This window comes from Rhizobium sp. GW821-FHT14E12 (assembly GCF_058803745.1).
Genome location: NZ_JBXAPH010000001.1, coordinates 1,473,265 through 1,486,152 on the forward strand (window position 1 = coordinate 1,473,265; position 12,888 = coordinate 1,486,152).

14 protein-coding genes are annotated in these 12,888 nt (G+C 60.1%); 5 read left to right on the top strand and 9 right to left on the bottom strand.

Annotation, left to right across the window (positions count from 1 at the left end; genetic code table 11):
• Positions 1-31: 31 nt before the first annotated feature.
• The gene (locus tag AC1RO0_RS07245; protein ID WP_498592186.1) at positions 32-520 is read left to right on the top strand and encodes a MaoC family dehydratase; all 489 of its coding nucleotides are present in this window, start codon (positions 32-34) and stop codon (positions 518-520) included.
• A 492-nt stretch (positions 521-1,012) separates the two neighbouring features.
• Here the strand turns inward: AC1RO0_RS07245 and AC1RO0_RS07250 are convergent, their stop codons facing one another.
• From AC1RO0_RS07250 to AC1RO0_RS07280, 7 genes are all read right to left on the bottom strand, one after another.
• On the bottom strand, positions 1,013-1,561 hold the full coding sequence (locus tag AC1RO0_RS07250; RefSeq protein ID WP_498592187.1) for a sarcosine oxidase subunit gamma: 549 nt from the start codon (positions 1,559-1,561) through the stop codon (positions 1,013-1,015).
• Positions 1,554-4,547, bottom strand: a complete 2,994-nt coding sequence (locus AC1RO0_RS07255) for a sarcosine oxidase subunit alpha (protein WP_498592188.1) — start codon at positions 4,545-4,547, stop codon at positions 1,554-1,556. The genes AC1RO0_RS07250 and AC1RO0_RS07255 overlap by 8 nt, the downstream gene beginning before the upstream one ends.
• Positions 4,544-4,909 carry a sarcosine oxidase subunit delta gene (locus AC1RO0_RS07260; RefSeq protein ID WP_498592189.1) on the bottom strand — a complete coding sequence of 122 codons (366 nt, stop codon included), beginning with the start codon at positions 4,907-4,909 and terminating at the stop codon, positions 4,544-4,546. The genes AC1RO0_RS07255 and AC1RO0_RS07260 overlap by 4 nt, the downstream gene beginning before the upstream one ends.
• Positions 4,910-4,925: 16 nt before the next feature.
• Positions 4,926-5,321 (bottom strand): hypothetical protein, encoded by a 396-nt coding sequence (locus AC1RO0_RS07265; protein WP_498592190.1) that lies wholly within the window; start codon positions 5,319-5,321, stop codon positions 4,926-4,928.
• A gap of 29 nt (positions 5,322-5,350) precedes the next feature.
• The gene (locus AC1RO0_RS07270) at positions 5,351-6,604 is read right to left on the bottom strand and encodes a sarcosine oxidase subunit beta family protein (protein ID WP_371108885.1); all 1,254 of its coding nucleotides are present in this window, start codon (positions 6,602-6,604) and stop codon (positions 5,351-5,353) included.
• A 177-nt stretch (positions 6,605-6,781) separates the two neighbouring features.
• A complete protein-coding gene (locus tag AC1RO0_RS07275; protein WP_498592191.1) occupies positions 6,782-7,189 on the bottom strand; it encodes a hypothetical protein in 408 nt (135 codons plus the stop codon).
• 16 nt (positions 7,190-7,205) lie between these two features.
• Positions 7,206-7,484 carry a hypothetical protein gene (locus tag AC1RO0_RS07280; RefSeq protein ID WP_498592192.1) on the bottom strand — a complete coding sequence of 93 codons (279 nt, stop codon included), beginning with the start codon at positions 7,482-7,484 and terminating at the stop codon, positions 7,206-7,208.
• Between the two features lie 350 nt (positions 7,485-7,834).
• Between AC1RO0_RS07280 and rpsU the strand changes: the two genes are divergently transcribed.
• The 4 genes from rpsU (at position 7,835) to AC1RO0_RS07300 (ending at position 12,167) form a co-directional block, all read left to right on the top strand.
• A complete protein-coding gene (gene rpsU / locus AC1RO0_RS07285) occupies positions 7,835-8,047 on the top strand; it encodes a 30S ribosomal protein S21 (protein WP_003585885.1) in 213 nt (70 codons plus the stop codon).
• Between the two features lie 138 nt (positions 8,048-8,185).
• Positions 8,186-9,061, top strand: coding sequence for a tetratricopeptide repeat protein (locus AC1RO0_RS07290; protein ID WP_498592193.1), 876 nt, complete (start codon positions 8,186-8,188; stop codon positions 9,059-9,061).
• Between the two features lie 117 nt (positions 9,062-9,178).
• On the top strand, positions 9,179-10,261 hold the full coding sequence (locus AC1RO0_RS07295) for an NAD(P)/FAD-dependent oxidoreductase (RefSeq protein ID WP_498592194.1): 1,083 nt from the start codon (positions 9,179-9,181) through the stop codon (positions 10,259-10,261).
• Between the two features lie 244 nt (positions 10,262-10,505).
• Positions 10,506-12,167 (top strand): sensor histidine kinase, encoded by a 1,662-nt coding sequence (locus AC1RO0_RS07300; RefSeq protein WP_498592195.1) that lies wholly within the window; start codon positions 10,506-10,508, stop codon positions 12,165-12,167.
• A 9-nt stretch (positions 12,168-12,176) separates the two neighbouring features.
• Here AC1RO0_RS07300 and AC1RO0_RS07305 read toward each other — a convergent pair whose 3' ends face one another.
• Both AC1RO0_RS07305 and AC1RO0_RS07310 read right to left on the bottom strand, forming a co-directional pair.
• Positions 12,177-12,602 (bottom strand): hypothetical protein, encoded by a 426-nt coding sequence (locus AC1RO0_RS07305; protein WP_498592196.1) that lies wholly within the window; start codon positions 12,600-12,602, stop codon positions 12,177-12,179.
• 14 nt (positions 12,603-12,616) lie between these two features.
• Positions 12,617-12,871 (bottom strand): type II toxin-antitoxin system prevent-host-death family antitoxin, encoded by a 255-nt coding sequence (locus AC1RO0_RS07310; protein ID WP_498592197.1) that lies wholly within the window; start codon positions 12,869-12,871, stop codon positions 12,617-12,619.
• Positions 12,872-12,888: the final 17 nt, after the last annotated feature.

The window sequence follows — 12,888 nt, forward strand, 5'->3', positions numbered from 1 at the left end:
GCAAAGAAGCAGTAGAACGGACGAGGACCCTATGCCCGACGATATTTCGCTTGTTGAGATCATGCAACGTGTCGGAACCGAACTCGGCATTTCCGACTGGATCACGGTCGACCAGACGATGATCGACACCTTTGCCGATGCGACGCACGACCATCAGTTCATCCATGTCGATCCCGAGCGCGCCAAGGCGGAAACGCCCTATGGCGGCACCATCGCCCATGGCTTTCTGACACTCTCGCTGCTCTCGGCCATGAACTACAGCGCGCTCCCCAAGATCCGCGAGGAGGTCATGGGCATCAATTACGGCTTCGAAAAGATCCGCTTCATGTCGCCGGTCAAATGCCGCGCCCGCGTGCGCGGCCGTTTCGTGCTTGCCGAAACTCGGCTGCGCGGCGCCAATATGCTGATGTTGACTTATGAGGTCAGCGTCGAGATCGAGAACGAGCGCAAGCCCGCGCTCACCGCGACCTGGACGACCCTCTCGCAATTCGACCCGAAGGATCGGCCGGAAGAGGCTTAGGGCTTCTTTGAATTGCTAGACATTTTTCTGAAGAACAAAATGACAAACGCGGTCACTGCGAACGATATATGAACTATATAAAAACTCAAATCCGGCTTTACGTACAGAAAACTTAGAGAAAATTCCTTATATACGATCTGCTCTATTATACGAAAAACTATCCAGCTCAAGCTTAGCCATAAACAGAGACTGCACATATAATCTAAGCTGAAATACTCACTTCGCGCCGAGGGCTTTGAGCTTTCCGGCGGCGTCCCTATTCCAGTCCATGACCTGGGGAATCGACTTCAAGGCTTTCTTTGTCAGAGCCCATGAGCACGAACCTTGTATCGCGCATCACAGCGCACTGATTGCCGGCGAGTATTTCGAGCCCGCTGATACAACGAGTATGCAACCGAAATTGATGGCAAACAAGATCGATTGCCATCAACTATCGACGACACATAACGAGCCGGTCCTTATAGGAGCTTTGCTCGCGAAGGCCTGTCGAACCTAAAGGCTCGCATCCTCCGCCGCTTCTCCGAGCAAGCCGAAAGCGTAGTCGGAGAAGGACCGCCAGACTTCGACGCGGAATGTCTCTTCGTCAAGCCGCAGCAGCACGATTTCCACCTTGCCGAACAGCGTTCGCGAGCAGGCGCCGACAGGAAACGCGACAAGCGACAGATCCTGCGGGCAACCGCCGGCAAGCGTCGCTTCCGCGCCGGGACCGGAGACGATGATCGCGGTGTTGCGATGCGAGACATCGGTTGCCGAATGCAGCACGCCGGCGGACGCCGCGAGAGCGACAAGCTCGGCGCCGCCATCGTCGATCACGAGCCATTCGTCCGGACCAAGCCAGAGGGCATAACGCCCATGACCGTGAGCCGACGTCTTCGGCTTGCGCGGCAATTTCACGCCGAGTGCCTTGGAGAGACCGGCAATCGAATCCTCGGGTGCGCGCAGCGCAATACGGCTGGCAGGAGCGGCTGGGGTCAGTCGGACGGTTCCGGAACCGCCGTGGCGGCCGGCAAGCGGCAGTTTACGGGTTGCGAGATCAGCCATTGATCCGGCCTCCTTCCTTGTCAAAGAACACCAGATCCGTCACCTCGACGGCAATCGTCTTGTCGGGCATCGGCACATACAGCGTCTTGCCCATGCGCTCGCGGCCACCGGCAACCAGCGCGAAGGCGATCGAACGGCCGAGATTTTCCGACCAATAGGCCGACGTGACGTGACCAAGCATGGTCATCGGCTTCTGCTCGTTCGGATCGGCGACGATCTGCGCGCCTTCCTCCAGCACCACCTTCGGGTCGCGGGTGACGAGGCCGACCAACTGCTTGCGGCCTTCCTTCACCAGATCGGGCCGCTTCAGGCCGCGAATGCCGACGAAATCGGTCTTCTTCTTGGACACGGCCCAGGAAAGCCCGGCGTCATCTGGTGTCACCGTGCCGTCCGTATCCTGGCCGACGATGATATAGCCCTTCTCGGCGCGCAGGACGTGCATGGTCTCGGTGCCGTAGGCGCAGGCGCCCAGCGGCTCGGCCCGCGCCCAGACGGCTTCCAGAACCGACTGACCGTAATCGGCCGGCACGTTGATTTCATAACCGACTTCGCCGGTAAAGGAGACGCGGAACAGCCGGGCCGGCACGCCGCAGACCTTGCACTCGGCAACGCTCATATGCGGGAAGGCTTCGTTGGACAGATCCTGCCCCTCGACGAGCGGCTCGATAATCTCGCGTGCCTTCGGTCCCTGTACGGCGATAACAGCCCATTGCTCCGTGGTCGACGTCAGCCACACCTTCAGATGCGGGAATTCGGTCTGGAGATAATCTTCCATATGGTGCAGCACGCGCGGCGCACCGCCGGTCGTGGTCGTCACATGGAAGCGGTCCTCGGCCAGACGCCCGACGACGCCGTCGTCATAGACGAAGCCATCCTCGCGCGTCATGATGCCGTAGCGGCAGCGGCCGGGCTTCAGCGTATCCCAGGCGTTGGTGTAGAGCAGGTTCAGGAACTGCGCCGCGTCCGGACCGACCACTTCGATCTTGCCGAGCGTCGAGGCATCGAACACGCCGGCCACTTCGCGCGCCGTGCGGCATTCGCGATCGACGGCCTGATGCATTGTCTCGCCGGCACGCGGATAAAACCAGGCGCGCTTCCAGTTGCCGACATCCTCAAAGATCGCGCCATGCGCTTCTTCCCAGGCATGCATCGGCGTCTTGCGCGCGGGGTCGAAGAAGGCACCGCGCGAATGGCTGATCAGCGTACCGTAGGTAACCGGCGTATAGGGCGCACGGAAGGTGGTGAGACCGACCTGCGGAATGTCCTTGCCGAGCATTTCGGCGGCAATCGCCAGACCGTGCATGTTGGAAAGCTTGCCCTGGTCGGAGGCCATGCCGTTGGTGGTGAAGCGCTTGATATGCTCGATGGAGTGCATGCCCTCGCGCACGGCAAGCCGGATATCCTTGGCGCAGACATCATGCTGGAAGTCGACAAAAGCCTTGGCGTTGGTGTCCGGCCCTGCCCCTTCGGCAGCGCCGATCATGCCGCCGGTCCATTCGAAGGCCTGTTCGGCATGGAGCGAAATCTTGCCCTCGCCGCTCGCTCCCGTCGCCCGCGCCATCAACTCGCCGGCGGCGAGCGATTCTTCGATTGCGGCCTGCAAGCCATCGGTGCCGTTGCAGGCGCCGACGGAGAGACAATCCTGAACATAGGTGCCCGGCAGGAAACGCTGCTTCTCGGCATCAAATTTCAGCTTGCCGCGCGACTGCGAGAACAGATGCACGGAAGGCGTCCAGCCGGAGGAGACGAGCAGCGCATCGATGGCGATCTTGCGCGAGCCCGAGCTGCCATTGCGCGCCACGGTCATCGAGGAGACGCGCAGCTTGCCGGCGGTGTCGATGACGGCATAGTCGCTCAACACTTCGATGCCGAGCCGCTTCGCCTCGGCGGCAACCGCTTCGCCCGGACGCACGCGGCTATCGACGATGACGGCGATGGAGACGCCAGCGCGCTTCAGGTCGAAGGCGGCTTCGTAGGCAGAGTCATGCGCCGTATAGACGCCGATCTTGGCACCGACTGCGACGCCGTAATGGTTGAGATAGGTGCGGGCCGCCGATGCCAGCATGATGCCCGGACGGTCGTTGTTCGGGAACACCATATGGCGCTCGATCGCGCCGGTCGCCAGGATGACGCGCTTGGCGCGCACCTGCCACAGCCGCTCGCGCGGCAGATCACGGCCGGGCTTGGCGAGATGATCGGTGACGCGTTCGGCAAGGCCGAAGAAATTGTGATTGTAGTAGCCAAACGCCGTCGTGCGGGTCAGCACCTCGACATTGTCCATCGACTTGAGCTTGGCGATAACGCCCTGCGCCCAGGCATAACCCTCGGCGCCGTCGATCTTGACGCTGGCGTCGAAGCGCAGCGCACCACCGGCTTCAGCCTGCTCGTCGCAGAGGATGACCTTGGCGCCGGCCTCGGCTGCGGCAAGCGCCGCCGAAAGGCCGGCAACACCGGCGCCGACCACCAGCACGTCGCAATGGGCGTAGCGGCTGGCGTAGTGATCGGGATCCTCTTCCGTCGGCGCAACGCCGAGACCGGCGGCACGGCGGATAAGCGGCTCGTAAATATGCTTCCAGGCCGCCTTCGGCCACATGAAGGTCTTGTAGTAGAAGCCGGCGGCGAAGAAGGACGACAGCAGATTATTGGCGCCGCCGACATCGAAGGCAAGCGACGGCCAGCGGTTCTGCGACTGCGCCTTCATGCCGTCGAAGACCTCCTGCACGCTGGCGCGCACATTGGGCTGGCGGCGGGCTGCATCGCGGGAAATATCGAGCAGCGCATTCGGCTCTTCGGCACCGGCCGAGAGGATGCCGCGCGGACGGTGATATTTGAACGAACGGCCGACGAGGTGAACACCATTGGCAAGCAGCGCCGAGGCGACGGTGTCGCCCTCCAGCGCCGTGTAGCTTTTGCCGTCAAAGGTGAAGCGGGCGGTTCTGGCCGGCGTCAGACGCCCCTTGCCCGCAATACGATTGGCGCCGCTCATTCCGCAGATCCCTCTTTTTGTGCCGTTTGTTCTTGTACGTTTTTATCCTGCGCCACCGGCTCGTTGGCCGCCGGCAGCAATGTCGAAAGATCCGGCTTCGGCTCGCCGGCCTTGTAGGTGAGATAGAAACGGTCGCTGACCGTATCGCGCGCCGCATTGAAGAAGCGGCCGCAGCCATGGATATGCCGCCAGCGCTCGAAGATCAGGCCCTTCGGATTGTCGCGCAGGAAGAAATATTGCTCGAATTCCTCGTCGGAAATCCCGGCAATGTTTTCCGGCCGCACGATATGCGCGTCGCCGGCATTGCGGAATTCCAGTTCCGAACGCTCTTCCTCGCAATAGGGGCAGTAAATCAGCAGCATCGTTTTCTACCTAATGTTAAAGCTCGGAACCGGAGATATTGGTGCCGGGAGGCTGGGCACAGAGCTGACGCCCCATGGTAATGAAGGGCGTGATCCGCACCACAAGCTCCTCCAGCGATCCATAGGGCTTCAGCACGTCGGTCATCCCCAGATTAATCATGCTCATGCCGAGCAGGTCGGTGTCGAGCGCAAAGGCCCTGGTCGCAGGCGGCGTCTTTTCCGGCACGAAGTAAACCGCCGGCTGGTTCAACACCTTGACACAGGCGAGGATGCCGTTCTCAGCCATGAACGGCCAATCCGCTTCCGTCTTCGCCTTGTGAATCTCCTGCGTACGCACGTCCTTCACGTCCGGAAAAAGGTCGCTCACCTCGGTCGCAGCCATGGCCCCGAACGGAATCGAAGCTCCGGCCATAACAGCTATCCCGTGCGCGACCGCCAGCATCAATGCGCCACGGCGGCAGCCGCCGCTTCATCGATCAAGCGACCGGTGCGGAAGCGATCCAGATTGAGCCCGGCATTGAACTTATGCGGTTCGTCGCGAGCGATCAGGTGCGCAAACAGGTTGGCCGAACCGGGCGTCGCCTTGAAGCCGCCTGTCCCCCAGCCACAGTTGACGTAGAGGCCCGGCACCGGCGTCTTCGACTGGATGGCCGAACGGTCCGGCGTGTTGTCGACGATACCGCCCCAGGAGCGCATCATCTTCACGCGCCGGAACATCGGGAACAGCTCGCAGATCGCATCCAGCGTATGGGTGATGATCTGCAACCCGCCGGTCTGGCTGTAGGAATTATACTGGTCCGTGCCGGCGCCGATGACGAGCTCGCCCTTGTCGGACTGCGAGATATAGGCATGCACCGTGTTCGACATGACGACGCAGGGGAAGATCGGCTTCAGCGGTTCGGAAACCAGCGCCTGTAGCGGGCTCGATTGCAACGGCACGCGCACGCCGGCCATCTGCATGACGACCGTCGTGTGGCCGGCCGCCGAAACGCCGATCTTCTTGGCACCGATAAAGCCGCGATTCGTGTCGACGCCGGTGACGCGCCCATCCGGTCCGCGCTGGATGCCGGTCACTTCGCAATTCTGGATGATGTGCACGCCGCGATCGGACGCCGCGCGGGCAAAGCCCCAGGCAACCGCATCGTGACGCGCCGTGCCGCCGCGACGCTGGAGAGCCGCGCCGTTGATCGGATAGCGAGCGCTGCCGGAAATATCGAGCGGCGGACAAAAAGCCTTGGCCTGCTCCGGCGTCAGCCATTCATTGTCGATGCCGTAGAGACGGTTGGCATGGATATGCCGTTTGAAGGATTGCTGGTCATGCACATTATGCGACAGCATCATCACGCCGCGCGGCGAGTACATGACATTGTAGTTGAGATCCTGGGAGAGCCCTTCCCAGAGCTTCATCGAATGCTCGTAGATGTGCATGCTCTCTTCATAGAGATAGTTCGAGCGGATGATGGTGGTGTTGCGGCCGGTATTGCCGCCGCCGAGCCAGCCCTTTTCGAGCACGGCGATATTGGTGATGCCGTGCTCCTTGGCGAGATAATACGCAGCACCCAGACCATGGCCGCCACCGCCGATGATGATGACGTCATACTCCTTGCGCGGCTCCGGCGAGGTCCATTGGGCCTCCCAGCCCTTGTGAGCCCGCATCGCTTCCCGTGCCACGGCAAAAACCGAGTATTTACGCATTCGCCCTCAACTCCTTCAGGCAACAAGCCCGTTTGATCGGCCATACAAATCGCAAATCGAAAACCGACACAACGGCTCTTTTGCGACGCATTCAGCACCGGCTTTCGACACGGTTAAAAAGAATGAGCAACAGCAAGACTGAACCATGCGAGGATTGCTGCTCCCGCATGACCGAATTCATGCCCGCTGAGGTACAAACCATGATGTTGCGTCACGCGTAAAAAGAAGACACGTGGCAAGCAGAGACAACGAGGTCGACAGAATTAGGAAAACGAGTTCCAAAACGGTTCCCTCGGCCTGCTCCTTAATACCGAAGCCGAAACCAATGATAAACATCATAGCGAATTGCGCGCCAAGCGTCATCCAGCGCGCCCAGTTCGCCCGTCTATGAACAACCAGCCAAACCCAGAAGATTTGAACACAAAGAAACATAATTTGTAAAAACGTGAAAGCGAACGGCGCTTCAACAAAATGACTGACCGTCTTATCCCAGTTCACCAGCTGATTGATAAAAATGATCGCCATCGCGGCATATGTGAATCGTTCGAAATATCGAATACTGGCCGGCATAGTCTGATCGTTCATAGTTCCCCTACCCATCCTACTTGCGCTGCAAATGGCAAATCTTCACCCGGCCACCATGGCCGTCTTTGCGCCAGACGCATCCTTCTATCTGCGGCTTATGGTTGTAAAGATAGATTCTTGCCCGATGCTTGCTGTCGAACCTCTGGTTCGAAAAGTCGTGGCCGCCGACGCGGACATTCTTGCCAAAACGGACTTCGCCGGCGGCAACTGGCGAAAGCGTCGCGGCCAGAACGGCACAGGTGAGCGCCAGCGCCGCAAACAGTCTTCCGGCGGGAAGGACGTTCGTGAATATCATGCCGCGATTCTCCTTTAACGCACGCCGGTACTGCCGGGATCAGACGGCCGCGGCAGCATATGGTAACAATGTGAAGCAGGACCTTCGCACAGGCATGTCAGTCTCGCAAAATATGACGAGGCGGCCCTTATTCGATAGCCGCAGCAACGCGATTGAGATATAGCGAGCCTGTCTCGCTTGGGGCAAATTGCTTTTTCCCCTGCTAATGCACGATCCGGCTAGACTTTGACAAAGCGATCTGATATCTCGCCAAACCAATCGCAAGGCTACGGCCGCGCGAACGTTATTTTTTTGCCTCCTGGCGCTGCCGTCGCCGCTGGCATCAACCAAACTAAAGGAACGTGATTCTCGTGCAGGTACTTGTCCGCGATAACAATGTCGACCAGGCTCTCCGCGCTCTCAAGAAGAAGATGCAGCGCGAAGGTATTTTCCGCGAAATGAAGATGCGCGACTACTACGAAAAGCCGTCGCAGAAGCGTGCTCGCGAAAAGGCTGAAGCCGTTCGTCGCGTTCGCAAGCTGGCCCGTAAGCGCGCACAGCGCGAAGGTCTGGTTGCACGGTAATCGTCGTTTTTTCGACGTTTTCAGATGCATGTTAGGCGGGGGCGAATCGTTCGCCGCCGCCTTTTTGATTTATTCTCCGTGCAAATCGGATTAAATCAGAACAGCCTGATATGACGCATGGCGAAAGCGAACCCGATAATGGCAATTACGACGTCCGACCAGTTCCGCACTTCGAACCTCACCTCCTTTGTTTCGAAGCGCGCTGCTGCCCTGCCAGCTTTGGCGCTTCTCGCTGCGATCGGCCTTTCCGGCTGCCAGACAGCCTCCACAGATACGGTGATCCGTATCGACAAGGCGCAGGGCTCCTCGGAAAACATTGCCTCGCTGACATCGGTCATCAGCGCCAATCCGCAGGATCCTGAAGGCTATAACGTTCGCGGCACCGCCTATGGCCGCGGCGGCGACTTCAACCGCGCCCTTGCGGACTTCAATCAGGCGATCCAGCTCAATCCGAAGTTCTATCAGGCCTACGCCAACCGCGCGCTCATCTACCGCAACATGGGCAAGCTGCCGGAAGCGGTCGCGGACTACAGTGCCGCATTGCAGATCAACGGCAATTACGATGTCGCCTATATCGGCCGTGGCAACCTTTATCGCCAGTCCGGCCGCGACAATGATGCCTTCAACGATTACTCCAAGGCGATCAGCCTCGGCACGACGGACGGCCGCGCCTATAATGGCCGCGGCGTGATCTTCCAGAAGCGCAATCAGCAGGACAAGGCGATCGACGATTTCTCGAAGGCGATCTCACTGTCGCCGAATTCGCCCGAGCCCTATAACAGCCGCGGCATCTCCTATCTCGCGCAGAAAGACGAAGACAACGCCTTCGCCGATTTCAACCACGCGATCGACCTCGACAACAAGGTTGCTGAATCCTGGGCCAACCAGGCGTTCGTCTACGAGCAGCGCGGCGATAAGGCCAAGGCCCGCCGTTCCTATCAGCACGCCGTCAACCTCGACCCGACCTACCAGCCTGCCAGGGATGGCCTGGCGCGTGTCGGCGCGGGCAGCTAAGATCGCTGCATATCATCGAAACAGTGGGCCGCCCGGCGATCATCCGCCCGGCGGCTTTTCTTTGCGCTGTCGAGCGCATAGTCTCGCACCGTCCCCAAACCGAACGAGACACACGACATGCCCTCTCCGCAAAAAATCATCGTGGTCGGCGCCGGCATCATCGGTGCATCCATCGCCTGGCATCTCCAGCGCAAGGGCGCTGATGTCACCGTGATCGCCAAGAAGGCCGGCGGCGAGGCGACGCCGAATTCCTTTGCCTGGATCAATGCGAGCTGGGGCAATCCTGAATTCTACTACCGCTTCCGCCGCCGCTCGATGGCCGAATGGTCACGGCTGGCGACCGACATTCCCGGTCTACCGCTCTCCTGGTGCGGAGGGCTCTGCTGGGACATGCCGGAGGCCAAGCTGGAAGCCTATCTCGCACAGCATCATGGCTGGGGTTATGACATACAGCCGGTCAACCGCGCGACGAGCGCCGCCATCGAACCCAACCTCATCGATCCGCCCACCTTTGCCGTGCATGTCGCCGAAGAAGGCGCCGTCGAACCCGTCGCCGCCGCCAATCTTCTGCTGGAAGACGCCGCCCGCAATGGCGCAACGCTGTCATACGGCACGGAAGTCACCCGGCTTTTGCAGGAGAACGGCAGAATCACCGGCGTCGAGACAACGGATGGCATACTACTCGCCGACCATGTCGTTCTTGCCGCCGGCGCCGGTATCCTTCCGCTTACCGCCGCCATCGGCATCGATGTGCCGCTCGAAACACCGCCGGGCCTGATCGCGCATTCGCGCCCTCACCCTCGGCTGCTGAATGGCCTCGTCATGGCACCGGAACTGCATATGCGACAGACGCAGGAGGGCCGAATCATCGCCGGCAGCGATTTCGGCGGCGGCGATCCCGGTGACGATCCTCGAAAGGCCGCTGAGGAGATTCTTGCCAAGGTCAGAGCCATGCTGCGTGGCAGCGACCAGCTCGAACTTGACTTTTACACGATCGGCTATCGCCCGAACCCAAAGGACGGCTTCCCGATCATCGGCGGCGTCGACGGCGCGCCGGGCCTCTATCTCGCCGTCCTGCATTCCGGCGTGACGCTGGCGCCGCTCGTCGGACTGCTTGCGGCGGAAGAGATCGTCGGCGGACATCCGGACACGCAGCTCGCTCCATTCCGCCTGTCGCGATTTACGAAGGCGGGCGAATGAGCTGTGCAATGATCGACGTCAAATCCACGCCGCGTGCATCCGAAGCGTCCGGCGTCACTTACGATTTAACGACGGTGACTTTTCGTATGTTGCAACAAAATTTACCGGGCCATAACATGACGCTTTCGAGAACATGCTGCTCGGACAAAAGCATTGGGGGCGCTCGGCATGATGACTGAAACCGCTATTTCCACTTTCGCAGACGCGCTCGAGTCCTATGGTGGTCCGATCGGTTGATCGCGTTATGAAAAAGCTGCATTTCCCAAGAGCTTCGATTGGAGCTTATCTGATCGCCATAGCGCTGGCGATTGCCTTGCCGATCCTTGCCTTCGTGGCACTCCTGCTGTTCCAGCTCGAAAATAACGAGCGCGACGTCTTGAAGCGCGACGCGGTTCAGGACGCACAGGCGCTGGGACGCACCATCGACCGGCAATTGCAGGATATGGCGACGACCCTGCGGCTGCTCTCCTCCTCGCCGGAGTTGGAACACAACGATATCACCACCTTCTTCTACCGGACGGAGACGGTGCTGCGCACCGATTCGCTGTTCGTCCTGCTCTTCGAAAAGGACGGCCAGATGCGACTGAATACGCGATGGCCGCTCAGCAGGCCGCTAGGCAAGACCGGCAATATGGCCGCCCTGCAATCGGCGCTCAATTCGGGACGCATCGAGGCGTCCGACGTCTTCGTCGGATCCAACGTTCACCGCTGGGTCTACAATGTCACCCTGCCGCTCGACCATTCGCCGGCCGGCGCCGCCCTGGCCATGACGCAGGACGCCGATGTTCTCGCCAAGCTCGTCACGACGGACGCCCTTGCCCCCGGCTGGTCGGCCGCCGTCATCGACAGTTCAGGCCATATCGTCGCCTCCAGCGGCCCCGCCAATCACTCTCCCGGCGATCCGTTCAACAAGGACATCCTGCCGAAGCTGATCGCTTCGAGCGGCGTCTATCAGGATGAAAAGATCCTGCCGCACTCCTTGCTCGGCTATGCGCAAATCCCCGGCTGGTCCTGGAAAGCCGTCGTGTGGGGACCTGTCGCCTCCGCTCAGGCGTCGCTGATGAGCACCTGGCGCTTCCTGATCTACGGTGGCGTCACCCTGCTCCTGGTCGCGCTGATTGCCGTCTATGCCTTGGCACGCCAAGTCCGCACCACCATACGCAGCATCGCCGACATGGCCGAACGCATGGGCCGCGGCGAGATCGTTTCGCCGGTCGAGACCAGCGTCGTCGAGGCCAATCAGGTCGCCATCGCGCTGTCCAACGCCTCCTTCGATCGCAGCGAGACGGAGGACCGGCTGCATTTCGTCATGCATGAGCTCGTCCACCGCACCAAGAACCTTTTGGCGCTCGCCCAGGCGATGACCCGCCAGCTCGCCCGGCAGACCGACAGCGTCGACACCTTTCAACGCGCCGTCGCCGACCGGCTGGAGGGGCTAGCACGTTCGATTGAGGTTCTCACCAGCGAACAATGGTCGGGCGTATCGCTGCGCCGGGTGATCGACATCCATCTCGCCACCTTTCTGCAGGCACCGCAGCAACTCGACATCACCGGTCAGGATTTTGTGCTGAAACCGGAAGCCGTGCAGAATCTCGGACTGGTCCTGCATGAACTGGCGACGAATTCGGTGAAGTACGGCGCCCTTTCCGCGCCCGAGGGCAAGATTGCTATCGAGTGGACGAATGTCGACGGTGATATCGGACCGATGATCCAGTTCACCTGGACGGAAAGCGGCGGCCCGCGCGTCAAGAAGCCAACCCTCACCGGCTTCGGCACCACGGTCACCAAGGCCCATGCGGCATCGGCCTTTGGCGGCAACGTCGAAATCGACTTCCGGCCAGAAGGCCTCGTCTGGGTGCTGAATGCGCTGCGGAGCACTATGGAGCGAGAACGCGAGCGGGCTTGAGGCCAGTGACTACTCGTCCCGCGGCGTGAACCGAAGTTTCTGAATTTTGTTTCTCTCCACAATCGCCGATCTTATTTTTTCAAAGAATGGCTCCGGCAGAAGACCGTAGTCGATACGGCCAGGCTGATCCAGTCGTTCCCGAAGATCGTAACCTGGCCAGATAAAACGGTTCAGCTCGGTAATGCGAACCCAATGCCTTTGATCGTCAAGACCGAGACGCCTGCAAATCTCCCGTGGAATCTCCACCGATGCGGTCGGATCAGAGCGCTCCGGCTCGGAATGGGTTATCGGCACGACGACGGTTTGAAAAAGACCGGCATTGCCGACCTTTGTCGCCAAGACGATTGCGCAGGGGCGATCCTTGGCAGCTTCGTAGATACCACGCTTCTGATCACTCCCCCAGAGGAACGCATAGCGAATGACGAGGCCGGGCATCGGCTCCGGATATTTCACCTGGGCACAACACCATATTGAGCGTTTTCGAGATCAGCTATCGTCTCGTCATCAAGCTCGCCGACAACAAGAACTTCTCGTTCCCTGCGCTTCAACAGCTCATAATGAGCCAATTCGCTGGCTGAGAGATAGCCGCCAACAACGCGGCCATGACTGGTGATCTCGATGACCTTACCGGAAATCGCTTCATCCTGATATTTCGCAAAACTGCGCGAAAACTCGGTCGCAGAAACTTTTAACGCCCCGGTCATATCGCGGCCTCCTTTTC

What these genes read in the sequence shown, in the direction of transcription:
- AC1RO0_RS07275 (WP_498592191.1), bottom strand. Translation starts at nt 7,189, where the DNA reads ATGAACGATCAGACTATGCCGGCCAGTATTCGATATTTCGAACGATTC.
- AC1RO0_RS07270 (WP_371108885.1), bottom strand. Translation starts at nt 6,604, where the DNA reads ATGCGTAAATACTCGGTTTTTGCCGTGGCACGGGAAGCGATGCGGGCT.
- AC1RO0_RS07300 (WP_498592195.1), top strand. Translation starts at nt 10,506, where the DNA reads ATGAAAAAGCTGCATTTCCCAAGAGCTTCGATTGGAGCTTATCTGATC.
- AC1RO0_RS07295 (WP_498592194.1), top strand. Translation starts at nt 9,179, where the DNA reads ATGCCCTCTCCGCAAAAAATCATCGTGGTCGGCGCCGGCATCATCGGT.
- AC1RO0_RS07255 (WP_498592188.1), bottom strand. Translation starts at nt 4,547, where the DNA reads ATGAGCGGCGCCAATCGTATTGCGGGCAAGGGGCGTCTGACGCCGGCC.
- AC1RO0_RS07250 (WP_498592187.1), bottom strand. Translation starts at nt 1,561, where the DNA reads ATGGCTGATCTCGCAACCCGTAAACTGCCGCTTGCCGGCCGCCACGGC.
- AC1RO0_RS07305 (WP_498592196.1), bottom strand. Translation starts at nt 12,602, where the DNA reads ATGCCCGGCCTCGTCATTCGCTATGCGTTCCTCTGGGGGAGTGATCAG.
- AC1RO0_RS07260 (WP_498592189.1), bottom strand. Translation starts at nt 4,909, where the DNA reads ATGCTGCTGATTTACTGCCCCTATTGCGAGGAAGAGCGTTCGGAACTG.
- AC1RO0_RS07310 (WP_498592197.1), bottom strand. Translation starts at nt 12,871, where the DNA reads ATGACCGGGGCGTTAAAAGTTTCTGCGACCGAGTTTTCGCGCAGTTTT.
- AC1RO0_RS07245 (WP_498592186.1), top strand. Translation starts at nt 32, where the DNA reads ATGCCCGACGATATTTCGCTTGTTGAGATCATGCAACGTGTCGGAACC.
- AC1RO0_RS07290 (WP_498592193.1), top strand. Translation starts at nt 8,186, where the DNA reads ATGGCAATTACGACGTCCGACCAGTTCCGCACTTCGAACCTCACCTCC.
- AC1RO0_RS07280 (WP_498592192.1), bottom strand. Translation starts at nt 7,484, where the DNA reads ATGATATTCACGAACGTCCTTCCCGCCGGAAGACTGTTTGCGGCGCTG.
- AC1RO0_RS07265 (WP_498592190.1), bottom strand. Translation starts at nt 5,321, where the DNA reads ATGGCCGGAGCTTCGATTCCGTTCGGGGCCATGGCTGCGACCGAGGTG.